The organism is Maritalea mobilis (genome assembly GCF_004363175.1).
Lineage (GTDB): Bacteria > Pseudomonadota > Alphaproteobacteria > Rhizobiales > Devosiaceae > Maritalea > Maritalea mobilis.
Genome location: NZ_SNYR01000003.1, coordinates 137,055 through 161,386 on the forward strand (window position 1 = coordinate 137,055; position 24,332 = coordinate 161,386).

Here is a 24,332-nt window from a genome sequence, read left to right on the forward strand (position 1 = left end):
AGCGACGCCCAATTCAATTTATGGGTCCGAAGAGCTATTTCTCCGTGCGCACCCGCTCTGGGATTACCCCTTGTGGGAAGTAGCGCAAGGCAAAGGTGATCACCAAGCCAAGCACAAACACGCGCATTTGCAGCGCCCGTGATTCAATATTCGGGATAGCACCAATGCCAACCCCTTCTGAGAAGTCAGAAATAATATCGAACAGGATCACAGATGCAGGCTCTGAGATGGTCCACACTATATAGATGAACACACCGCCAAACAGCGCCCCATAGTTATTGCCAGCGCCGCCAACAATAATCATCACCCACACAATGAAGGTGTGGTTGATCGGCTGATAACCGCTCGGGTCCAAAATCTGTGAGAATGACGCCAAAATCGCGCCGCCAATACCCATCAGAATGGAGCCAAGAATAAACACTTCCAACTCACGCTTGGTCACGTTTTTACCAATAGCAGAAGCGGAAATGTTGTTGTCGCGAATGGCGCGCATCATCCGGCCCCAAGGCCCTTCATATGCTTTTTGCAAAAAGTAGAAGATCACCGCAATCAACAGCACCGTGAGCGACAAAAAGCCTGCTCGCGCCAAGATGGTCGACATGGTCGCGTCTTCCAAACCCGCGGCAACAATGTCAGTCGGTGACGGTGTTGGCCAAGGCAATGGCGACACGGTAAGTGTGCCACGCGTGAACCAATCCATGTTTTTCACCAAGGCACGGATGATCTCGGAAATACCGATGGTTGCAATCGCCAGATAGTCAGTGCGCAAACCCAAGCAGATGCGACCCACCACATAAGCAATCGCACCGGCCAATACACCACCGAATATCCAGCCCAAGACCACAGGCAAGCCCAAGCCGCCAACAAAGCCAGCTTCAGCTTCAATCAAGCGTGCGGCCGGATCAATCTGTGAACGATAAACGATATAGGCAATTGCCCATGCCATCACCATCAGGAAGGTGCGTAATTTGCCTTTAATGCCAAATCGCTGAGAATTGGTCGCCAGATAAACAAGCACCCCGCCAAATACTGCAGCCAAGAGCGCTTTAAACAGCATAAATGGACCATCAGATGCCCAGAAAGCTTCATTGATTGGATAGGACACAAACGTCACCGCGACGCCGCCAACCATCAAAAAGCCCATCACACCGAAGTTAAATAGACCGGCATAACCCCATTGCACGTTCAGCCCCAACGCGATCAGCGCATAGGCTGAGGCGGTAACCAACATAAACAACGTAGTTGGAATTTGCTGCCACGCGGCAACCGCGAGCAGAAAGGCCCCAAGGGCCAAAAACAGCATTGCATCGCGACGCATCATGATGAAGCTCCTTTAAAGATACCCGTTGGGCGCACCAACAACACAACCACCAAGATCACAAAGGCCACGGTGAGCTTATATTCTGTTGGAACGATGGAAAGGTCATTCGGCAACCATTCGGGCAAATTATCCCGGAATGGACGCAACATAATGGCCCAGTTGAACACGGACATGGTTTCAGCAAAGCCGATCAAAAAGCCGCCAGCAATCGCGCCATAAGCTTGCCCAAGGCCGCCAACAATGGCCGCCGCGAAAATCGGCAACACAATGTTAAACGCCAAGTCCGGCTTCAAGATAACGTCCAGCGCCAACATAGTGCCCGCCATCGCGGCCAAGCTGCCTGCAATAATCCAGGTCGCCCGCACCACTTGGTTGGTGTTAATGCCGGAAACAAGCGCCAGGCTTGGGTTATCTGCCATGGCACGCATGCCCTTGCCCAAACGAGAACGGGTCAAGAAGAAGTGCAAAGCCACAACCGCAATCACCGTCACAGCAATCAACAACATTTGGGGTTCTGAAATATTGATCGAGCGTGAGCTGCCCAGCCATGACATATCAAAACGGAACAATTCTTTCGGCTCATTTTCAAAGAAGCTACGTGTTTGCACACCACCGAACAAACGGATCAAACCTTGGATCATCAAGGTCACACCGATTGAGGCGATCAGCAATGTCACCGATTTAACGCCCTTTTCCCGCAAAGGCTGGTAAAAGGTACGGTCAATCCCCAACGCAAGCCCTGCGGTGATCAGCATGGCAAACGGCAAAACAATAAAGCCAGTTGGCCAGAAGGTTGAAATGCCCATCGCGCTGGCAATGGCTGCCAAAACAAAGGCCACAAATGCCCCAAGGGTCATCATGTCACCATGAGCAAAGTGCGCAAAGCGCAAAATGCCGAAGATCAAGGTCACGCCAACCGCACCGAGCGCATAAACGCTGCCCAACACCGCACCGGACACAATAACCTTGTTAAAAAAGAAGATGAGTTCGTTCATCATAGCGTCTACGTCCCCCGTTAGCCGCCAAGGAAGCTGCGTGCGACTTCTGGGTCGTCCAACAGTTCCCGCCCGGTTCCTGTGAACCGATTTTTACCACTTGCCAAAACAAAACCCTTGGTCGCAAATTCCAAGGCCTGCCGCGCATTCTGTTCCACCATCAAAATGCCAACGCCGGCCTTATTGATGTTCACAACAGTTTCGAAAATTTCCATCATATAGCGCGGACTAAGCCCAGCAGATGGTTCATCCAACAGCAACAATTTTGGCTGGCTCATCAGGGCCCGGCCCATCGCCACCATTTGCCGTTGCCCGCCAGAAAGTTCGCCAGCATTTTGCTTGCGCTTTTCTTTCAGTGGCGGAAACATATCGTAGATGGAGGTTAGCGTATCGGAGAAATCATCGCGCCGGATATAGGCACCCATCTCCAAATTCTCATGCACAGACATGGTGGTAAACACGTTGAATTCCTGTGGCACAAAGCCCAGCCCCAACGGCACCAATTTGTCTGCCTGCATGTTGGCAATTTCTTTCCCCTCAAGCTGAATAGACCCATCAGTCACTTCCAACAGGCCGAAAATCGCCTTCAGGGTGGTGGATTTACCCGCACCATTTGGCCCCACAATCACGCCCACATCTTCTTTATTGATGGACATGTTGACGCCGTTCAAAATCGGTGCACCGCCATAGCCGCCATGCACATCTTTTACTTCCAACAAACTCACGATGCAGCCTCCACAGCAGAGCCGAAATAAGCCTCAATAATTTCAGGATTGGCGCGGATTTCTTCCATTGGCCCTTCTGCAATCACTGTGCCTTGTGCCATCACAATCACTGGGTCACAAAGCTCGGCAATCAAATCCATATCGTGCTCAATCACAAAGAAAGTGTAGCCCAGCTCTTTGTTCATGCGTTGGATATTGGCCGCCAAATCTTTCAGCAACGTCCGATTCACCCCGGCGGCCACCTCATCCAAAAGCACCGCCTTGGCGTCCGTCATCATGGTCCGGCCAAGTTCAAGCAGTTTTTTTTGACCGCCAGAAAGATTGCCCGCCAATTCGTTGCGCACATGGCCAAGCTTCAAAAAGTCGATCACGTCTTCCGCCATTTTGCGGATTTCCATGTCAAACTCGGCAACATGTTTTGGGTTGAACCAGCTTTGGAACAAAGATTCACCTGGCTGATCTGCCCCCGCGACCATCAGATTTTCCAGCGCTGTCATGTGTGAAAATTCATGCGCGATTTGGAAGGTCCGCAACATCCCTTTTTTGTAAAGCTGATATGGCTCCAGCCCGGTCACATCCTCACCATCAAAAATGATTTGACCTTCGGTCGGCTTCAAATTGCCGGCCACCATATTAAACAGCGTTGATTTACCCGCCCCGTTCGGACCGATCAAACCCGTAATCGAGCCTTTGGCCACTAAGAGCGAACAATCATTTACGGCCTTCAAGCCTCCAAAACTCTTGGAGACATGACGCACCTCGATCATGTTGTCTTTTTGCACCCCGTATTCCCCTCTTGTCGGAGTTTATGTTGTCTAGTTGCGCATCTCTCACTGGTCCGGTCAACCAGCCCGAGTTTAGCAATTAGAACAATGTCAATACCGCATCAGCCGTCGCTTTATTGCAAGCGAAAGGCACATCATACAATGTGGCCAGACGGATCAACGCTTTCACGTCAACATCGTGCGGCATAGCGGTCAGGGGATCAATGAAAAAAACCAGACCGTCGAGTTCACCCTCAACAATCATGGCACCCAATTGGGCATCGCCACCAAGCGGCCCGCTCTTCAAAAGATGAACAGGCAAATCTGTAGCGTCTATAATTGCCTTGCCGGTCGTGCCGGTGGCAAACAATTCATATTGAGCTAACTTGTCTTTAGATTGCCCGCACCAGACCGTAAGGTCTTGTTTCTTTTTATCATGTGCGACCAAACCGATTTTTTTGCTCAATATACTATCCCTTTGGATCAGATGATCCAGCTTCTCCCAAAGCTCCCTCGTGCGCTCCAATTACAACAAAGCATCGCCGCTGAAAAGCTATCGGGTTAAAAAAAGTTACTCAATTGACTAATTTTGCGCAAAACTAAGTATGACTAGGTACATGTCGTGCAACAATAAACAAATATGCCGACCTATTTACCTCAATCAGTAAATATAGGTCGGCATACTCAATTCAAACATGTAGTTGAGTGCTTAAAACTCTTGCCACTCCGCATCGCTGTCCACGGCCGTGTTGCCGGCACTCAAATAGGTGTTGGCCACCTTTTCCTGCGCTGGCTGCACTGGCGCTTTGGACTCTGCCATCATGGCGCGATCAGCCTGATCTTCATCAAAAGTGACGCTCATATTGCTTTGATCAATAATGAACTGATCCACAATCTTATCCAGCTCAGAAGCTTGCGCTTCGGTTTGGTCAATCGCTGCGTTGGTTTCTTCCACCAAGGCCGCATTGTGCTGGGTCATCTCATCCATTTCGCGGATCGATTGAGAAATCTCATTGATGGCAGAAGATTGCTCTTGGCTCTGGCTCGCAATTTCATCCATCAACCCTGTCATGCCACGCACGGAATTGACGATACCTTCAAGGCTTTCTGAGGCTTGCGCCACCAGCTTCGAGCCGCCATCAACTTCGGTGACAGATTGCTCAATAAGTGTTTTCACTTCATTGGAAGCTTCTGCCGCTGATTGTGCCAACCGCCGTACTTCAACCGCCACAACCGCAAAGCCTTTACCTGCTTCACCAGCCCGCGCCGCTTCTACTGAGGCGTTCAACGCCAGCAAATTGGTTTGGAAGGCAATATCATCGATCATGCCAATAATATCAGAAATCTTGTTGGATGAAGCGGTGATCCGCGCCATGGCTTCGTTGGCAGAATGCATCACCTCACCACCACGTTCCGCAACCTGACGCGCCTCTTGCGCTGACCCGCGAGCTTGCTGCGCCCGCGCTGTGTTATCATTGACCGTGTTGGCCAACTGCTCCGTTGCTGCAGACGTTTCTTCAATCGCAGCGGCCTGCTTTGTGGTCCGCTCAGAAAGATCATTCGCACCAGAAAGAATTTCACCGGTCGCACTTTTCAAACCACGTGAGGTGCTGCGCAATTGGCCAATCACTTGGCTCAACTTTTCGCCCACTGCGTTTGTGTCTTGTTTCAATTGCAAGAATGAGCCGCGATAATCGCCCTCAACACGGCGAGTCAAATCTGTGTTTGCCATGGCGGAGAGAACCGATCCGGTTTCCTGCAAACCACGATCCACAGTGTCCACAAGGCTGTTCACCCCATGGGCCAAACGATTCAATTCCTCATCTGGGAATTCGGCTTCTACGCGCTTGGAGAAGTCGCCATCAATTGCCGCATCCACCACTTCACCGAACGCGCTTTGTAGTTCGCTCATCATGGTGGCGCGTTCAATGGCCCGTTGTTTCGAGGCTTCTTTTTCCTCTTCGGTCATTTCCACGACCCGCATGCCATTATTGCGGAAAACTTCCACCGCGCGGGCCATATCGCCCAACTCGTTCCGGCGCTGGGTAAACGGCACTTCCGCATCATAATCACCACCGGCAATTTCACCCATTACTCCGGTAATACGGTTCAACGGTTTGGTGATGGAACGGCCAATCACAAAGCCCAAAACAGTAATTGCGACAAAAGCAATGCCGATCGTGCTGAACATAAAGATCTTGGTTTGCTCAGTCATCACCGCCAAAGTGGTCCGTGCTTCCTGGCCTTTGCCCATCGCAAACATAATGATTTGCTCAAGTTCAACAGCAATCGTGTCATAAAGCGCATCTAGTTCAGTGCTCAATGCATTAAAGCGCTCTTTCGCCCCTGCATATTCATCAAAAGCAACATTGTACTGCTCAAGTTTATCAGCAATTTCGAACTGGAAGTTCGGCTCGGCCCCCGCCTTACCGGCTTCACGGGTCACGCGCTTAATCTGCTTATCAACGCCCATAATGTTCCGCGCGCCGCCAAACAACAAAAATTCACGTTCAAAATTCCGCATTTCTGAGAAGGCCAAGTCAGTGCTATCGCTTTTCAGCGTGCCAACATCCTTCTCAACCACTTTCGCGGTCTCTCGGAAGCCGTTCAAAAAGCTCTCTTCTTGATTGATCGAAATTTCAGCTGATGTTTCCACCAACAGCTCGAAAAGGCTGCCATAATTGGTTAGTGCTTCTTGCACCACATCAAAGCTGCCAGCAATTTCTTCTTGATCCAGCGCGGTGCGCAGTTCAGTCAAGCGCGCCTGCGATGTCGCAATTTGATCACGGGTTAAATTGGCATTTTCATCACTATCAACGGCGATAAAATCTTTCTCATGTCGCCGCACCTGCAACACATCCAAGCCAAAAATCTGGGCTGTGTTTTGCGCCTGCGTATAGTGACGCTCTTCAAGAATAGTGATGGCTTTTTGTTGGTCAGACACAAAAAACATCAGACCAATCAGCGCAATTGTAATGGCGCTCAAAGCGGTGCTGAAAACAATACGTGTCGAAATCTTGGTTGATCGTACGGACGGCAGTTTAAACTGCAACTTTGACCGTATTTTTTGCACGACAGAACCAACCATTTTAATACCCCCAATTGCTAGCTCTGGCTAAACTAGCGAGAATTGGTAATAAATTGGTTATCAATACTGGAAAAAAATAGGCGCCCAAAAGGCGCCTATTTGCATCTATTTGAAAGAACTTAGAATTCTTGCCATTCAGCATCTTCGGCAATAGCTTGCCCACCGCCACCGGAAAGATAAGCTTTTGCAGCGGGGGCTGATGCTGGCGGTTTTGCCGTTTGCATTGCTTCCATGCGTTTGTCCGCAGCGCTTTCATCAAAATCGCCCTGCCGTGGCTCCACCACAAATTGCTCAACCACCCGGTCCAGCTCAGAAGCTTGCGCCTCTGTCTGGTCAATAGCTGCATTGGTTTCTTCAACCAAGGCCGCATTGTGCTGGGTCATCTCATCCATTTCGCGGATCGATTGAGAAATCTCATTGATCGCTGTAGCTTGCTCTTGGCTTTCCTGCGCGATCTCTTTCATCAATTGAGATACGCCGCGTACAGACGTCACAATCCCCTCAAGGTTTTCAGAAGCCTGGGCCACCAATTTGGTACCACCATCCACTTCGGTTACGGATTGCTCAATCAATGCTTTCACCTCATTTGAGGCTTCCGCAGCTGATTGCGCCAACCGCCGCACTTCAACTGCCACAACCGCAAACCCTTTGCCTGCCTCACCAGCACGCGCCGCTTCCACAGAAGCATTCAAGGCCAGCAAGTTGGTTTGGAACGCAATATCGTCAATCATCCCGATAATATTGGAGATTTTGGCCGATGAAGAAGTGATCCGCTCCATCGCCTTATTGGCCTCTTCCATCACCTCGCCGCCACGTTCTGCAACAGTGCGGGCCTCTTCCGCAGTGGTTTGCGCCGTCTTGGCCCGTTTGGTGTTTTCATTCACCGTATCCGCCAATTGCTCTGTTGAAGCAGACGTTTCTTCAATGGCAGCAGCTTGTTTGGTGGTCCGCTCAGACAAATCATTCGCCCCAGACAAAATATCGCCCGTGGCATGCTTCAAGCTGAGTGAGGTTTCACGCAATTGACGCACCACATCACCAAGTTTTTCACCCACGGCATTGGCATCATTTTTCAGCTGCAAAAACGCCCCGTGATATTCACCTTCCATACGGCGGGTCAAATCAGCATTGGCCAACGCCGAAAGCACATCGCCAGTCTCGGTGATGCCGCGATCAACTGTTTCCACAAGGCTGTTCACGCCAAAGGCCAAATTGTTCAGCTCATCATCAGGGAAGTCAGCATTTACACGTTTGGAGAAATCACCAACCGCCGCAGCGTCAACAACCACTCCAAATGCACTTTGCAATTCGCTCATCATGGCAGAACGTTCAATCGCACGACGTTTGGAAGCTTCTTTTTCTTCCTCCGTCATTTCATTGACCCGCTCGCCATTGGCGCGGAATACTTCTACCGCGCGCGCCATATCGCCGAGTTCGTTTTTATTCTGCACGTAAGGCACTTCATAATCCAAATTGCCATTGGCAATTTCAGTCATCGCTGCCGAAATGCGCGGCACGGGCCGCATCAAAATGCGCGCCGCAATCGCCGCCACGATGGACGCAACCGCCAACGTCACCAGTGCCACAATCATAATGGTCTGCAACAAAGAGGTAACAGCTTGGTCAGCTACTTTTGTCGGCGTTGCCACAAACAAGATGCCCGCCACGCCTTCCGCATTCTGATTCAGGAAGGGTTGGTACGCGCTGAAATAACGCTGACCAAGCAAATCGACCTGCCCCTCATAGCGCTCACCAGCTGCCAATTGTTCAAACAGCGGGTGCCCTTCGGCAATCACCCGTTCCTTATCGCGAGTACCGTCCGCCAATTCCAATGTTGTTGTAAACTGCTCAAAGTGGCTTTCTTCTTCCACCCAACGGAAAATCGATACATCGCCTTCGGTCAATCGCGACACAGCATCCACCAAATCATCTGTGCGCAGACGCGGCATGCGGCGAGTTTCCACCGCCTCGAGCGTTCCCTCTTCACTCCAAATCACATTGGTGCCAGGCAGCTGAACCTCAAAGATAGAAAGCGCGATGGACAAATTGACCATCTGTTTGCGCTGCGCCTCCCGATAAGTATCTGAAGACATTTGTAGATAAATCGCGAAAGCAACCGCCATAATCGATACAGCGATACTCACCACAACCAGCAAGGCGATGGATGTCGTCAGCTTAAACCCGCCAAAACGCGGCAACTTTATTTGGAAACGCTTTTTCATGCATATTTAAAGTGCGACGCACTTTCCCCTCAATTCGTAGATGCAATTGTACTGAGGGGAAGTAAAATGATACTTAACACTAACTACATGTAAATGTAACTAAAAACGGCACCCGGAGGTGCCGTCCAATTTAATACCTTTGATGATCTATTCTAGAATTCTTGCCAATCATCTTCTTCTTTTACAGCTGTATTACCACGAGAGATAAAGCTTCGCGCTGCTGTCTTGGCCCGTTCCTGCAGCTCTTTAACTTGCCCAAACGCCTGTTTTGGCTGCTCTTTCGGTGTTTCGCCATTCACACCAATCGGTTGGCGTGGCCGCCCACCATCATCGGTAACGAATACATCAACAATATTATCGAGCTCGCTCGCCTGCGTTTCCGTTTGCTCAATGGCTGCATTGGTTTCTTCCACCAAGGCCGCATTGTGCTGGGTGGTTTCATCCATGTCGCGCACAGCTTGATTGATCTGCTCAATCGAAGAGGCTTGGGATTTGCTCTTATCAGCAATGGAGATCATGATCTCATTGTTGGATCGAGCCGCCTCAAGCATCGCATCAAGGCTCTTCGCCGCTTGCGCCACCAGTTTGGAACCACCGTCAACTTCGGTCACTGACTGCTCAATCAAGGCTTTCACCTCGTTAGAAGCTTGAGCTGCTGATTGCGCCAAGCGCCGCACCTCAACCGCCACAACAGCAAAGCCTTTCCCTGCTTCGCCAGCCCGCGCGGCTTCAACAGAAGCGTTAAGTGCCAGCAAGTTGGTTTGGAATGCAATATCGTCGATCATGCCGATAATGTTAGAGATTTTGTTAGACGAAGCTGTAATCCGCTCCATGGCCTCATTGGCCTGGCGCATCACTTCGCCGCCTTCTTCAGCCGTGTTGCGCACACGATCCGCCACAGAAGAGGCTTCTTCAGCCTCTTTCGCATTTTCCAACACGGTGCCTGCCAATTGCTCCATTGCGGCAGAGGTTTCTTCAATTGTTGCCGCCTGACGCGTGGTCCGGTCAGACAAATCATTTGCACCAGAAAGAATTTCACCAGTCGCTGTTTTCAAGGCCCGTGACGTTGCGCGCAATTGTTTCACCACTTCGGTCAAGCGATCACCAACCCGGTTGGTATCATTCTTCAATTGCAGGAATGCGCCTTCATATTCGCCTTCCATCCGCACGGTCAAATTGGTGTTGGCCAATGCTGCCATCACCTCGCCAGTTTCTTTCAAACCGCGATCAACCGTATCCACAAGGGCGTTCACATTGTCGCCAAGCTTCGCCAATTCCGGATCAGGGATTTGCACATCCACCCGCTGAGAGAAATCGCCGGCAGAAGCCGCGCCCACTACGCTGCGGAAAGAGGACTGCAAATCTTCCATCATCTTTGAGCGTTTCAAAACTTCTTGTTGGCGAATTGCTTCCTCTTCGCCCAACTTGGCCACGCGCACGGCATTTTCATGGAAAACCTCCAACGCCCGCGTCAAAACGCCAATCTCACTCTTAGATTGGTCAGGCTCAATCGCAATATCCAAATTGCCTTCGCCCAACTCGCCTGCATTGTCAGCCAAACGCTTCAACGGCAACGAGATTGAACGCCCAATAATCAACCCTGCGCCCAAAATCAAAAGTGTCGCTAGGCCAATAATTGCAAATGAAGCAATCAAAGTGATTTGGTTTACCGCATTGAGTTTCGCAACCGCGGCCGCCGCGCCTTGCTCCGCCTGTGCGGCCAAAGTCTCAACTTCCGGCATTAATTGCTCGAAGTTAGCGTCCAAAGTCGCCACATAATTGTTCAACTGCGTATCGCTTTCGGCAAACTCGTCGAACCGCGCCTTATAACCGTCAATCAATCCTGAAATTTGGCTTTGCTCAGAAGAAGACAATCTGCTTTGAGACAACAATTGATCAAATTCTGCCACCCGATCATGCAATCGGGTAATATATTTTTCGCCGCCACGGATAATGAAGTCTTTTTCATGACGTCGCATCATCAAGATTTTGACCGTCAGATTATCCAAATTCGCGGCATCCAGCTTTTCTTCCGCACTCTGCACTGCCGCACGCAAGCTGCCGCGCAGTCCATCATCTTCCGTATAACCAATGGTCTCAACTAGACTTTTGATATTGCCGAAAGTCGCAGCTTGCTCATCAACGCCTGCCGAAACATTTTGCATCACGGTCGCCATCTCTGCATTGGTCACCAAGCCACGCAAAGTCTCAAATTCATCATGCACCGCAGCTTCTTCCGCAGCAATCAGCGCCAATTTATCATTATTCGGCACATTCATAAAATCACGCTCCATCGTGCGAATTTTAAGAACCGATGTCCGTATCTTCTGCACGGCTGCATTGATCTGTTCAAAACGCGCTTCTTCTTGCTTCACATCGCTAGTCACTAGATAGCTATAAAGATAGCCACCACCCAAAAGCGCAAAAAGCAACGTGCCCGTAATTGTAAGGGTGCGAATCCGAGCGCCGATGGTCATCTTGTTTAACGCGTTGAACATACTCATCATTTTTCTCAAATCTTATACAAAAGAAGAAAAGCCGGGCTGCACAGATGCGAGCCCAGCTTAATTTAAAGCAAAAACCACTTAAGAATGTGTTTCATGCTGACACAGGATCAAAACTCTTCCCAATCCTGATCAACGGCCACGGCAGCATTACCACGGGTAAACACAGACTTTGCGGCATTACTCACCTTTGATTGCAATTGACGAATACCAGATGGTTTTGCCGCCGCTGGCGCAGAAGCGTTGGCTGCCGATTCATCAGTCACAAACACATCAACAATATTGTCCAGCTCACTCGCCTGGTTTTCTGTTTGTTCAATCGCCGCATTGGTTTCTTCCACCAAAGCCGCATTGTGCTGAGTGGTTTCATCCATGTCGCGCACAGCCTGATTAATCTGCTCAATGGATGAGGCTTGAGATTTGCTCTTATCCGCAATGGAGACCATGATCTCATTGTTAGAGCGTGCCGCATCAAGCATTGCTTCCAAGCTCTTCGCCGCTTGCGCCACCAATTGAGAACCACCGCTTACTTCGGTGACTGACTGCTCAATCAAAGCCTTCACTTCATTTGAAGCTTCCGCAGCTGATTGGGCCAAGCGCCGAACTTCAACAGCCACAACCGCAAAGCCTTTACCCGCTTCACCAGCCCGCGCCGCTTCAACAGAAGCATTCAAGGCAAGCAAGTTGGTTTGGAATGCAATATCGTCAATCATACCGATAATATTAGAGATTTTATTCGAAGAGGTCGTAATCCGTTCCATGGCCTCATTGGCCTGACGCATCACATCACCACCCTCTTCAGCCGTGTTGCGCACACGATCCGCAATCTCAGACGCCATTTCGGCTTCTTTAGCGTTTTCCAAAACAGTGCCTGCCAACTGCTCCATTGCCGCAGAGGTTTCTTCAATGGTTGCTGCCTGACGTGTTGTCCGTTCAGACAAATCATTGGCACCAGACAGAATCTCACCAGTTGCAATTTTCAAGGCCCGTGAGGTGGACCGCAACTGCATCACAACTTCAGTAAGACGATCACCAACCCGGTTGGTATCATTCTTCAATTGTAAGAACGCGCCCTCATAATCGCCCGTCATGCGCTTGGTTAGGTTTGTGTTGGCCAAAGCCGCCAACACTTCGCCTGTTTCTTTCACGCCACGATCAACATTTGACACCAAACCGTTCACGCTATTGGCGATCTTGCGCAATCCATCATCGTTCAAGTCCAGCTCAATCCGGTGTGAGAAGTCACCTGCCGCTGCGGCACCAACCACTTCACCCATTGAATCTTGCAAGGCTTGCATCGCTTTGTTGCGCTCGGCCAATGCTGCCGCGCGCTCTCGCTCTTCCGCATCAAGTGCGGCAACTTTTTCAGCATTGTCGCGGAACACTTCAACGGTCTGCGCCATATCGCCAAGTTCATCTTTACGGTCCAAGCCTTCAACCTGAACATTCAAATCGTTTGATGCCAATTGGCGCATAATTTCAGCCAAACGCTTCAACCGCGGTGTCACATCAAAGATGATCAAATAAGCCGTTACCGCTGAGATCACCAAGGTCAGCAAAGCTGAGGCCCACATGGCAATGGTCGCAAGATTTACATATTGCTGAGCAGATGCAACCCGCGCCGCGATACGCTCTTCAAGCAAAACATAGAACTCATCCACTGGGCTCATAATGTTGCCCTTGAATTCGTGATAATCTTTTGAGTGCACCAACTCGATGGCACGATCACGGTCGACAACGCCAGTATCGTTGCCATCCTTGTCTTTGCCCTCGACCAAATTCATGGCTTCAACCTCTAGAGCAACAAGCCCATCTGAGTTGGCAGTCGCTTCGGCAAGTTTGGCAAATTCCGCTTCGGTCATGCCAGCCTGCTTCATCAAATCAAGCAAAGGCACTTTTTGATTTGTATTTGGGCGGGGTACGCCAACCGATGACGCTACAAAATCCCAATAGATACGGTGATAATCTTCTGGCCGTGCTTTCACGCCATTCCGAATATCCAAAATGTCCATATATTGCTGTTTATAGCTCTCATCACCCGTCACCACATAGGTACGGCCCAAGCGCGTTAAATCATCCGAACTTTGGCGCAATTCATCCGCTAGAAGATAAGAATGATATTGTTGGTCAAGTGCCGCTTCAAGCTCACTATTGGCCGAACTGTTAATGGCAATCATTGCCAGCAAAAGGGCAACAGACACAATCAAAGTTGAGCCTGTTATTTTAAAGATTTTCTCAATGGACATAATGCACCCCAATTAGTGAACATATTCAGTTTCATTTATTTCACTAAAAGCTTAAAAAAATATCCACATACATTGATTCAGTTTTAAAAAACGCAGTGTTTTTATATACTTATAAAAGTTCAGTTTTTGAAAAACTGATTTTTTGAATATATTCAAAGACTTATACAGAGCCTATTTTTATCCATTTTTGTTAATAATTAGAATTTTTCCCAAACGTTTTGAATTTAGGGGGGGGTGACGCGAAATTCCGCCCGGGACTACAACTTTAAAAGTAAAAAACCACTCAAAGCTTTTGAGTGGTTTTTCTTCATTTTAACGCTGGTGAGTCATTTTGAATTAGATCAAAACTCTTCCCAATCCTGATCAACGGCCACGGCAGCGTTGCCACGGGTAAATACAGACTTTGCAGCGTTGCTCACCTTAGATTGCAGTTGGCGAATGCCGGACGGTTTTGGTGCTGGCGCGGAAGCATTGGCTGCCGCTTCGTCCGTCACGAACACATCAACAATATTGTCCAACTCACTCGCTTGGTTTTCGGTTTGCTCAATCGCCGCGTTGGTTTCTTCCACCAAAGCCGCATTGTGCTGGGTGGTTTCGTCCATGTCGCGAACTGCTTGGTTGATTTGCTCAATGGATGAGGCTTGAGATTTACTCTTGTCGGCAATGGAGATCATGATCTCATTGTTAGAACGCGCAGCCTCAAGCATCGCATCGAGACTTTTCGCTGCCTGCGCCACCAATTGAGAACCACCACTTACTTCGGTGACTGACTGCTCAATAAGTGCCTTCACTTCATTTGAAGCTTCCGCTGCAGATTGGGCCAAGCGCCGAACTTCAACCGCCACAACCGCAAAGCCTTTACCCGCTTCACCAGCACGTGCGGCTTCAACTGAAGCGTTCAAGGCAAGCAAGTTGGTTTGGAACGCAATATCGTCAATCATGCCGATAATATTGGAAATCTTGTTAGAAGAGGTCGTGATCCGCTCCATGGCTTCATTGGCCTGACGCATCACATCGCCACCCTCTTCAGCCGTGTTGCGCACACGATCCGCAATCTCAGACGCCATTTCAGCTTCTTTAGCATTTTCCAAAACAGTGCCTGCCAATTGCTCCATTGCGGCAGAGGTTTCTTCAATGGTTGCTGCCTGACGTGTTGTGCGTTCAGACAAATCATTGGCACCAGACAAGATCTCACCGGTTGCAATTTTCAAAGCACGTGAGGTAGACCGCAACTGCATCACAACTTCAGTCAACCGGTCCGCCACACGGTTGGTATCGTTTTTAAGTTGCAAAAACGCACCTTCATATTGACCTTCCATACGCTTGGTTAGGTTCGTATTGGCCAAAGCCGCCAATACTTCGCCTGTTTCCTTCACGCCGCGATCAACGTTTGACACCAAACCGTTCACACTATTGGCAATCTTGCGCAAACCTTCATCGTTCAGATCCAACTCAATGCGTTGCGAGAAATCACCTGCTGCTGCGGCACCAACCACTTCACCCATTGAATCCTGAAGGGCTTGCATAGCTTTGTTGCGCTCAGCCAATGCTGCCGCACGCTCACGCTCTTCCGCATCAAGCGCTGCAATTTTTTCAGCATTGTCGCGGAACACTTCAACTGCGCGAGCCATCTCGCCCACTTCGTCAGCGCGGTCCTGATTTTCCACCAACAAATCCAGTTCATTGTTGGAAATACGAGACATTGTGTCTGAAATTTTAGCCATTGGTGTTGTGATGGTCTTAGAGAAGGCCCAGGCGCCACTCGCAACCAAAGCAGATACCAAAAACCCAATGCCAAACATAACCATGGAGAGGAAGTCGATCGCGGCAAGCGCCTCGCCTTTGTCCTGAAGGGCAATCACAGCGAATGAAGTGCCATCATATTCAAGCGCGGTCGCGGCATAGAGCGAGGTGATGTCCCGATAGCCGACTTCTGTGCCTTGAACTGGCACACCGTCAAACACTTTGGCCATTGCGGCACTATCATATGTAGAATTGAGAATATCGTTCTCTTCTGTGAAGGTAGAATTATTCCGCAACATGCGGTCTTCGCCAATCACGATGGTTTCGCCGGTTTGGCCAAGTCCAGCTTTGCCATCCATCAAAGAATTGATGCGATCAATCGGCATTTGGAATGCCAAAACACCGATCCGTTTATTGCCGTCAAATACGGGTTGGGAGATAAAGGCCGCTGGTGCATCATAGCTCGGTGCATAAGGCTTAAAGTCAAAGAACTTTGTCTCACCTTTGTTGAGCGCAATGCCTGCACGGAATGCATTGCCCAAATCAGTGTCCGCCCATTTGCCACCGCCCGTGGCAAAGTTCGTCGCATAATCCAACTCTTTGAAAACGGTATAGATCAAGTCACCTTTTTCATTAAACAAGAAGATGTCGTAATAGCCGCGTGTTTCCAGTTGGTCACGGAACAGGGGATGGAACTTCGCATGGGTTGCATTATAGCTATTGTCGCCCTTGGCAGCGTCCAACAAATGCTTCTCGCCCAATGCGTTCGGGTTGTTTTCAATATAGTCTTTTTGCAATGCGTTGGTTGCGCCATTGCCCAACTCTTGGAAAGCGCTATCAAACGCCTTAATGGCGTCTGCAGTGTAAGGATGTTGCGCTGTAAGCCCAAGGTCAGCGTCAATCGCTTGCAAATAGCCCTCAAGCTCATGTTTTCTGGCCTCGGCCGTTGCGACCAGTTTTTCTGTGGCAGCCTCGGTAATGACCTGTGAGCCAACAAAAACACTGACCGTCCCAACTGCAAGTCCAACAACCAACGCGCTTGCAATCGCAAGTGCGGGAATTTTATGAACAATTTTCATTCGCTCGAGCAGCTTCATATCAGTCTCCAATGTCAACTCGAGGCCCTTTGGCCAAAAATAAAGAGCAACTTTCGACCCCAATATAGGCGCGATCGAAATATTGCTCTAAATATAAGTTGATAGTTATATGCTTATTCCAAAACATTTTGGGAGCATTCTATTAAAACTGCGTTACCAAAATTATCCTTTTGTAAAATCTCATAAAAAAAGGCGCCTCGTTTGAGGCGCCTTCTAAAAATCTAAGAGAATTGGGCTTAGTGCACCACGCCACCAGCGTCCAATTCAAGCAACAGGTTCTTCCACCCATCAAGCGTATTTTGTGCTTCTTGCTTGGCGTGGTCATCGCCAGCTTTGGACAGAGCTTCCTGCGCCGCAACAATCGCTGCATCAACTTCTGACCGATCAAAGTCAGCGCCTGTTTTGGCTTCTTCAGCCAAAATGGTCAGGCCTGCATTTGATACGTCTGCAAAGCCACCACGCACATAGAATGAGCGTGCTTCGCCATTGTCAGACTTCACAGTCACAAAGCCAGCTTTAAGTGTGGTCATCATCGCCGCATGGTCGCCCATTACGGTGAAGTAGCCATCAGCGCCAGGCACGGTGACCGAAGCCACATCGTCGCTCAGCACCAAATTCTCTGGTGAAACCACTTCGATTTTAATGCCTTCGGCCATACTTACCTCTTATCGTTACGCAGCTTCTGCAGCCAATTTCTGTGCCTTCTTCACGGCGTCATCAATGGTACCAACCATGTAGAACGCAGCTTCTGGCAAGTGGTCATAATCACCAGCAACCAGACCTTTAAAGGCTTTAACAGTTTCTTCCAACGGCACGAAGATACCAGATGTACCGGTAAATACTTCCGCCACATGGAATGGCTGAGACATAAAGCGCTCAATCTTACGCGCACGAGCAACAGTCATCTTGTCTTCTTCAGACAATTCGTCCATGCCCAAAATCGCGATAATGTCTTGAAGTGCTTTGTAGCGCTGCAAGATTTCTTGAACATCACGAGCTACACGATAGTGCTCTTCGCCAACAACTTGTGGGTCCAACAAACGTGAGTTTGAATCCAATGGATCAACCGCAGGGTAAATACCCTTTTCAGAGATCGCACGGTTCAAAACAGTTTGCGCATCCAAGTGAGCAAAGGTTGTAGCCGGTGCAGGGTCAGTCAAATCGTCAGCTGGCACGTAAACCGCTTGCACAGAGGTAATAGAACCTTTTGAAGTGGTTGTAATACGCTCCTGCATGGCGCCCATGTCAGTCGCCAATGTTGGCTGATAACCCACCGCTGAAGGGATACGACCCAACAACGCAGACACTTCTGAACCAGCCTGTGTAAAGCGGAAGATGTTATCCACGAAGAACAACACGTCCTGACCTTCGTCACGGAACTGTTCCGCAATGGTCAAGCCTGTCAACGCCACACGAGCACGCGCCCCTGGAGGCTCGTTCATCTGACCGAACACCAAGGCACATTTAGAGCCTTCGCCGCCTTTTTCTTTGTTCACGCCTGATTCAATCATTTCCCAGTAAAGGTCGTTACCTTCACGAGTACGCTCACCAACGCCCGCAAACACAGAATAACCACCGTGATTGTTCGCAACGTTGTTGATCAATTCCTGAATAAGAACGGTTTTACCAACACCCGCACCACCGAACAGGCCGATTTTACCGCCCTTCGCATATGGAGCCAAAAGGTCAACAACCTTAATGCCGGTTACAAGAATTTCAGCTTCTGGAGACTGTTCAACAAACTCAGGCGCTTCAGCGTGAATAGGACGCTTCGCCTTTGTTTTGATTTCGCCAGCTTCGTCAATCGGCGCGCCGATCACGTTCATAATACGGCCAAGAGTTTCTTCACCAACTGGCACTTCAATTGATGTGCCTGTGTCTTTCACTTCTTGTCCACGAACAAGACCTTCGGTCGTGTCCATCGCGATGGTACGTACAGTGTTTTCGCCCAAGTGCTGAGCCACTTCAAGTACCAACCGGTTACCATTATTGTCGGTTTCAAGCGCGTCCAAAATTGCAGGGAGGTGTCCGTCAAACTCAACGTCCACCACCGCGCCAATAACCTGCGCAATGCGTCCGACCTGTTTCGCTTTTGCTGCCATGGTCTGTCCTCGTTTGCCTTAGAGCGCTTCCGCGCCTGAGATAATTTCAATCAATTCTTTTGTAATCTGCGCTTGGCGCTGACGGTTGTAGCTGATGTTCAATTTCTTGATCATATCACCAGCATTCCGGGTCGCATTGTCCATTGCGGTCATTTTTGCGCCCATCTCACCGGCACCATTTTCCAGCAGAGCATGGAAAATTTGCACAGAGATATTGCGGGGAAGCAAATCTTCAAGAATCGCTTCTTCGCTTGGCTCATATTCATAGTTAGCTGAATCTGCGCCAGCGTCTTCCTCAGTCTCGTCAAACACAGCCGGGATCAGTTGGTGCGCGGTTGGCACCTGAGCGATCACTGAGCGGAATTTCGAATAGAACAAGGTCGCAACGTCAAATTCGTCATTTTCAAACATAGCCAACACGCGCTCGCCAATTTCTTGGGCGTTGGTGTAGCCAACTTGTTTGACATCACGCAGGGTGATCAAATCCAACATTTGATCAGGGAACAAACGCTTTAAAACGTCATGGCCCTTTTTGCCTACGCACAAAATTTTAACCGTTTTACCTTCAGCCAAAAGCTTGTTGGCATGATCACGTGCCAATTTCGCAATGTTGGAGTTGAAGCCACCGCAAAGCCCGCGCTCTGCTGTTGCTACCACCAACAAATGCGTTTGGTCATTGCCCGTGCCGCCCAACAATTTAGGGGCACCTTCGCGCCCCTTATAGGCAGAAGCCAGCGAAGAGAGCACATTGTTCATGCGCTCTGCATATGGCCGTGCATTTTCTGCATTCTCTTGCGCACGACGCAACTTAGCCGCTGCCACCATCTGCATGGCTTTGGTGATCTTCTGGGTCGATTTGACCGACGAGATCCGGTTTTTAAGGTCCTTCAATGAGGGCATAGCACCTCAGCTCCTTAGTTAAACCACTCAGTTATGCAGCGAATGTTTTGGCGTAATCACCAATCGCAGCGTCGAGTTTCGCTTTCAAATCATCTGACAACGCTTTTTCTTTAGCGATTGTTGTCAAAAGATCTTGATGCTTTGAGCGCAATGCTGAAAGCAAGCCAGCTTCAAATTTCTGAACGTCGCGCACGGCGATTTTGTCCAAATAGCCATTCACACCCGCAAAGATAACAGCAACCTGCTCTTCGGTTTTCAATGGTGAGAATTGAGGCTGTTTGAGCAACTCAACCAAACGTGCACCGCGGTTCAACAATTGCTGTGTTGCAGCGTCAAGGTCAGAACCGAACTGCGCAAAGGCAGCCATTTCACGGTACTGCGCCAATTCACCTTTAATCGAACCAGCAACTTGCTTCATCGCTTTAATTTGCGCTGATGAACCCACACGCGACACAGACAAACCAACGTTAACCGCAGGGCGGATACCTTGGAAGAACAAGTCAGTTTCCAAGAAGATCTGACCGTCTGTAATCGAAATCACGTTTGTAGGAATGTACGCAGAAACGTCGTTCGCTTGAGTTTCAATAACAGGCAAAGCTGTCAAAGAACCTGAACCGTGATCTTCGTTCAATTTCGCAGCACGTTCCAAAAGACGTGAGTGAAGATAGAACACGTCACCAGGATAAGCTTCACGCCCAGGTGGACGACGAAGAAGAAGTGACATTTGACGATAAGCAACAGCTTGCTTTGACAAATCGTCATAACCGATCACAGCGTGCATGCCGTTATCGCGGAAATATTCGCCCATGGCACAAGCAGTAAATGGTGCCAAGAACTGCATTGGCGCTGGGTCAGATGCGGTGGCTGCAACAACGATAGAATATTCGAGTGCGCCAGCATCTTCCAAAGTCTTTACGAACTGCGCAACAGTTGAACGCTTTTGGCCAACCGCAACATAGATACAATAAAGCTTGTCATCCTCATTGCCAGCATCGTGTGCAGGCTTTTGGTTGAGGAATGTATCCAAGATGATCGCTGTTTTACCAGTCTGACGGTCACCAATGATCAATTCGCGCTGACCACGACCAATCGGGATCATCGCGTCAACTGATTTAAGACCAGTAGACATTGGCTCGTGCACAGACTTACGTGGCAAAATGCCAGGTGCCTTCACGTCAGCCAAAGCGCGGGCTGAAGACTTGATTGGGCCTTTACCATCAATCGGGTTACCCAAGCCATCAACAACGCGGCCCAAAAGCTCTTTACCAACTGGTACGTCAACAATCGCACCAGTACGCTTAACTGTGTCACCTTCTTTAATGCCCCGGTCAGAGCCAAAGATAACAACACCGACATTGTCGGCTTCAAGGTTAAGAGCCATACCTTTAATGCCACCTGGGAACTCAACAAGTTCACCAGCTTGCACATTATCAAGCCCATACACACGAGCAATACCGTCACCTACTGACAATACTTGCCCAACTTCTGAGACTTGCGCCTCTTTCCCAAAGTCCTTGATCTGGTCTTTTAGGATGGCGGAAATTTCCGCAGCTTTAATGTCCATTAGCCGACCTCTTTCATGGCGATCTTCATGGCAGTCAATTTCGTCTTAAGCGAGGAATCGATCATTTGCGAACCGACCTTAACGATCAAGCCCCCAATAAGATCGGCATCCACATGCTGCTCAAGCGTGACATCCTTGCCGATTTTCTTTTTCAGAGCAGCAGCAAGGCTGTCCTGGTGTGCTTTCGAAAGCGGTTGAGCAGAAGTAACTTCGGCGTGAACTTCACCCCGATCTTCAGCTGCAAGCGCTTTGAACTGGTTGATCATGGCAGGCAAAGCGAACAAGCGTCCGTTTTTGGCCACCAATGAAACAAAATTGGCGACAAGACCCTTGGCCTTAGCCTTCGCCAAAAGCGCAGCAATCACTTGCTCTTTCTCTTCGCCGCTGATCACAGGGCTTTTCAAGAAAGCAGCAAATTCTGCGCTGTCATTAATCAATTTGGAAAGGCCATCGAGACCCTTTTCAACACCGGCGACATCTTTAGCGTCGCGCGCAAGGTCAAAAAGTGCTGACGCATATGGCCGTGCGATCTGAGTTAGAACTGAGTTTTGTGCGCTCAACGCCTCTATTCCCCAATCTTACCGAACTTTGCTCAAACCCGTTTTGTAAAGTTGAATCAACTTTCAAATTCGAGACAAAATTCAATGGTGTTTATAGTTGGACCTAGCGATCCCCCTCAAAGTTCCGGCACCGTCTATCACATGGCTTTCGGGTGCGCAATATGTGGAGGCCTTTTTCATGCCCAACTTTGGGCGGATTCGTAAGATTCACAGCTTGAATCGTAAAAGATTGACAAATTGTCGCACTTTATCCCCATTTTGACCGACAATCTGACGGATAAGCCTAGTAAAAGCTCATCGGGTCAATATCCACTTGCACCCGCAAATTTCCCGTCGGTTTTGGCCCTTCTGCCAACCAGAAACGCACATAGCCCGACAGGTCAAATTGTTTTTCACTCTGTATCAAAAGCCGCACCCGATGACGGCCGCGCACCATCGCCACCGGCGCATCAGCCGGGCCAAACAATTTCAGCTTCGCATCGTCCGGCGCTTTGGGGGCAACAGTCGCCAAATGGCGGGCAAAGCCAAAGGCCACATCATGTTCATTGGCCGAAATGATCAATGCGGCCAATCGGCCAAAGGGCGGCAGCCCCACAATGCCCCGCGCTTTAATCTCATGCGCATAAAATGCTTCGCGGTCTCCGCGCACCAGCGCTTGCATCACCGCATGTTCCGGCACATAGGTTTGCAAAAAGGCGCGGCCCGATTTACCCGTCCGCCCCGCGCGGCCGGTAACTTGGGTTAAAAGCTGAAAGGTCTTTTCCGCTGCCCGCGGGTCACCATGGGCCAAGCCTAGATCTGCATCCAACACACCCACCAAATTCAGTTTTGGAAAATGGTGCCCCTTGGCCACCAATTGCGTGCCGATGATCAGATCATAATCACCGCGACCAATTTCCTCGAATCGCGCCTTGGTCTGCGCCATCGTGCCCATATCAGAGGACAGGATCACGCGCCGCGCATCGGGAAAACGTTTCGCCGCCTCCTCAGCAATTCGTTCAATGCCCGGCCCGATGGGCACCAGCGAATCGTCCGCCCCACATTTATGGCACTCTTTCGGCACCCCAATTTCATGCCCACAATGGTGGCAGGTCAACACGCCGCGGAAGCGATGCTCCACCAGCCAAGCGGAACAATCGGGACATTGATATTGATGCCCGCAGGAACGACACAATGTAAGCGGCGCATAACCTCGCCTATTGAGGAACAGCAAAGCCTGCTCACCCCGATCCAGCACCGAAAAGATTTCACGCGCCAATTTCGGCGCAATCCATTCGCCCTTTTCCGGCCCCTCTTCCCGCATATCGATGGCGGTAATGTCGGGCATTGCAGCTTCAGCAAACCGCCCCAACATTTTCACATGTTGATAGCGCCCTTGGTCCGCATTGTTTCGGCTTTCCACCGATGGCGTGGCGGAAGATAGAATCACATGACCCTTGGTGAGGTTCGCCCGCACCACCGCCATATCCCGCGCGTGATAATTCACGCGGTCCGACTGTTTGAACGCCCCATCATGTTCTTCATCGATCACGATCAGGCCAAGGTCAGGAAACGGCAAAAACAATGCCGAGCGTGCGCCCACTAGTGCTTGCACTTTGCCCCGCGCTACGGCCCGCCACATGCGTGCCCGTTGCACCGGGGTCATATCGGAATGCCATTCACCCGGCCTTGCTCCAAAGCGTTTTTCAAACCGCTCGAGGAATGTATGGGTCAGTGCAATTTCCGGCAACAGGATCACGGCCTGCCGCCCCGCCTTCAAACAGGCTGCCACCGCCTCAAAGAAAACTTCGGTTTTACCGGAGCCGGTCACCCCGTCCAAAAGCGATACGCCAAATTGATGAAAACCATTCTCCGTAATGGCATCCACTGCCGCCCGCTGCTCTTCATTCAACTCCAACGGATTATGATCCGCATCCGGCGCGGTCACGATAGGGGGTGGCGGCACAAAATGCTGTTCCAGCACCCCCTGCTTCACCAAGCCTTCGATCACAGAAGGCGAAACACCACTTGCCCCTACCAGCGCCGTCTTCCCCCATGAAAATCCATCTTCCATGGTCTCAATCACGCGCTGCCGTGCTGCCGTCATTCTCTCTGGGCGCATATCAGTCAATTGATAAACCGTCACTGGCTTGTCTGGCTCAAAGGCTTCGGGCGAACGCAACACACCGCGCAACACCATGCCGGGTTGGGCAAGCGTATATTTCGCCACCCAATCCACCAATTGCATCAGCTCAACTGTAAGCGGCGGCGTATCAAACACCTGCTCAATATCGCGCAATCGATTGTGGGCCACCTTATCTTTCGGCTCGCCCCACACAACGCCCATCACTTTGCGCGGGCCAAGCGGCACCTGCACAATTGAACCGCGCTCCACCTGCATGTCGTGCGGCACACGATAGGAATAAGGGCCGTCCACGGCCACACTCACCATCACCGCCACAATATCAGATGCAATTAATTGGCTCACAAGCGCTCCAAAAGATTCGTTTCGCCAAGGCTAG

General features: G+C 50.1%; 16 protein-coding genes. All 16 read right to left on the bottom strand.

Going from position 1 to position 24,332, the window contains the following annotated elements; translation table 11 throughout:
- Positions 1-34: 34 nt before the first annotated feature.
- Positions 35-1,321 carry a branched-chain amino acid ABC transporter permease gene (locus ATL17_RS13340; protein ID WP_133573328.1) on the bottom strand — a complete coding sequence of 429 codons (1,287 nt, stop codon included), beginning with the start codon at positions 1,319-1,321 and terminating at the stop codon, positions 35-37.
- Complete coding sequence (locus tag ATL17_RS13345) at positions 1,318-2,319, bottom strand: branched-chain amino acid ABC transporter permease (protein WP_246028723.1); 1,002 nt, start codon at positions 2,317-2,319, stop codon at positions 1,318-1,320. Before ATL17_RS13345 ends, ATL17_RS13340 begins: the two co-directional genes overlap by 4 nt.
- A 17-nt stretch (positions 2,320-2,336) precedes the next feature.
- Complete coding sequence (locus ATL17_RS13350; protein ID WP_133573329.1) at positions 2,337-3,041, bottom strand: ABC transporter ATP-binding protein; 705 nt, start codon at positions 3,039-3,041, stop codon at positions 2,337-2,339.
- The gene (locus tag ATL17_RS13355) at positions 3,038-3,808 is read right to left on the bottom strand and encodes an ABC transporter ATP-binding protein (RefSeq protein WP_133573836.1); all 771 of its coding nucleotides are present in this window, start codon (positions 3,806-3,808) and stop codon (positions 3,038-3,040) included. Before ATL17_RS13355 ends, ATL17_RS13350 begins: the two co-directional genes overlap by 4 nt.
- A 97-nt stretch (positions 3,809-3,905) precedes the next feature.
- Positions 3,906-4,274, bottom strand: coding sequence for a methylglyoxal synthase (locus ATL17_RS13360; protein WP_133573837.1), 369 nt, complete (start codon positions 4,272-4,274; stop codon positions 3,906-3,908).
- A 240-nt stretch (positions 4,275-4,514) separates the two neighbouring features.
- The gene (locus ATL17_RS13365) at positions 4,515-6,893 is read right to left on the bottom strand and encodes a methyl-accepting chemotaxis protein (RefSeq protein WP_246028724.1); all 2,379 of its coding nucleotides are present in this window, start codon (positions 6,891-6,893) and stop codon (positions 4,515-4,517) included.
- 119 nt (positions 6,894-7,012) lie between these two features.
- A complete protein-coding gene (locus ATL17_RS13370; RefSeq protein ID WP_133573330.1) occupies positions 7,013-9,115 on the bottom strand; it encodes a methyl-accepting chemotaxis protein in 2,103 nt (700 codons plus the stop codon).
- A 152-nt stretch (positions 9,116-9,267) separates the two neighbouring features.
- Positions 9,268-11,622 (bottom strand): methyl-accepting chemotaxis protein, encoded by a 2,355-nt coding sequence (locus tag ATL17_RS13375; RefSeq protein WP_166639043.1) that lies wholly within the window; start codon positions 11,620-11,622, stop codon positions 9,268-9,270.
- Positions 11,623-11,729: 107 nt separating this feature from the next.
- Positions 11,730-13,865, bottom strand: a complete 2,136-nt coding sequence (locus ATL17_RS13380; RefSeq protein ID WP_246028725.1) for a methyl-accepting chemotaxis protein — start codon at positions 13,863-13,865, stop codon at positions 11,730-11,732.
- Between the two features lie 341 nt (positions 13,866-14,206).
- On the bottom strand, positions 14,207-16,705 hold the full coding sequence (locus tag ATL17_RS13385) for a methyl-accepting chemotaxis protein (protein WP_246028726.1): 2,499 nt from the start codon (positions 16,703-16,705) through the stop codon (positions 14,207-14,209).
- A 236-nt stretch (positions 16,706-16,941) separates the two neighbouring features.
- Positions 16,942-17,361 carry a F0F1 ATP synthase subunit epsilon gene (locus tag ATL17_RS13390; RefSeq protein ID WP_133573331.1) on the bottom strand — a complete coding sequence of 140 codons (420 nt, stop codon included), beginning with the start codon at positions 17,359-17,361 and terminating at the stop codon, positions 16,942-16,944.
- A gap of 15 nt (positions 17,362-17,376) precedes the next feature.
- Positions 17,377-18,807, bottom strand: a complete 1,431-nt coding sequence (gene atpD / locus ATL17_RS13395) for a F0F1 ATP synthase subunit beta (protein WP_133573332.1) — start codon at positions 18,805-18,807, stop codon at positions 17,377-17,379.
- Between the two features lie 18 nt (positions 18,808-18,825).
- Entirely contained in the window at positions 18,826-19,707 is an 882-nt protein-coding gene (locus ATL17_RS13400) for a F0F1 ATP synthase subunit gamma (RefSeq protein WP_133573333.1), read from the bottom strand.
- A gap of 31 nt (positions 19,708-19,738) precedes the next feature.
- Positions 19,739-21,271 carry a F0F1 ATP synthase subunit alpha gene (gene atpA, locus ATL17_RS13405; protein ID WP_133573334.1) on the bottom strand — a complete coding sequence of 511 codons (1,533 nt, stop codon included), beginning with the start codon at positions 21,269-21,271 and terminating at the stop codon, positions 19,739-19,741.
- Complete coding sequence (locus ATL17_RS13410) at positions 21,271-21,831, bottom strand: F0F1 ATP synthase subunit delta (RefSeq protein WP_133573335.1); 561 nt, start codon at positions 21,829-21,831, stop codon at positions 21,271-21,273. The genes atpA and ATL17_RS13410 overlap by 1 nt, the downstream gene beginning before the upstream one ends.
- A gap of 283 nt (positions 21,832-22,114) precedes the next feature.
- The gene (locus tag ATL17_RS13415; protein ID WP_281275896.1) at positions 22,115-24,298 is read right to left on the bottom strand and encodes a primosomal protein N'; all 2,184 of its coding nucleotides are present in this window, start codon (positions 24,296-24,298) and stop codon (positions 22,115-22,117) included.
- Positions 24,299-24,332 lie beyond the last annotated feature (34 nt).

Excerpts from the sequence above, each read along its gene's own strand:
- ATL17_RS13340 (WP_133573328.1), bottom strand. The coding sequence starts at position 1,321 with ATGATGCGTCGCGATGCAATGCTGTTTTTGGCCCTTGGGGCCTTTCTG.
- ATL17_RS13345 (WP_246028723.1), bottom strand. The coding sequence starts at position 2,319 with ATGATGAACGAACTCATCTTCTTTTTTAACAAGGTTATTGTGTCCGGT.
- ATL17_RS13355 (WP_133573836.1), bottom strand. The coding sequence starts at position 3,808 with ATGATCGAGGTGCGTCATGTCTCCAAGAGTTTTGGAGGCTTGAAGGCC.
- ATL17_RS13365 (WP_246028724.1), bottom strand. The coding sequence starts at position 6,893 with ATGGTTGGTTCTGTCGTGCAAAAAATACGGTCAAAGTTGCAGTTTAAA.
- ATL17_RS13370 (WP_133573330.1), bottom strand. The coding sequence starts at position 9,115 with ATGAAAAAGCGTTTCCAAATAAAGTTGCCGCGTTTTGGCGGGTTTAAG.
- ATL17_RS13375 (WP_166639043.1), bottom strand. The coding sequence starts at position 11,622 with ATGATGAGTATGTTCAACGCGTTAAACAAGATGACCATCGGCGCTCGG.
- ATL17_RS13380 (WP_246028725.1), bottom strand. The coding sequence starts at position 13,865 with ATGTCCATTGAGAAAATCTTTAAAATAACAGGCTCAACTTTGATTGTG.
- ATL17_RS13385 (WP_246028726.1), bottom strand. The coding sequence starts at position 16,705 with ATGAAGCTGCTCGAGCGAATGAAAATTGTTCATAAAATTCCCGCACTT.
- ATL17_RS13390 (WP_133573331.1), bottom strand. The coding sequence starts at position 17,361 with ATGGCCGAAGGCATTAAAATCGAAGTGGTTTCACCAGAGAATTTGGTG.
- atpD (WP_133573332.1), bottom strand. The coding sequence starts at position 18,807 with ATGGCAGCAAAAGCGAAACAGGTCGGACGCATTGCGCAGGTTATTGGC.
- ATL17_RS13400 (WP_133573333.1), bottom strand. The coding sequence starts at position 19,707 with ATGCCCTCATTGAAGGACCTTAAAAACCGGATCTCGTCGGTCAAATCG.
- atpA (WP_133573334.1), bottom strand. The coding sequence starts at position 21,271 with ATGGACATTAAAGCTGCGGAAATTTCCGCCATCCTAAAAGACCAGATC.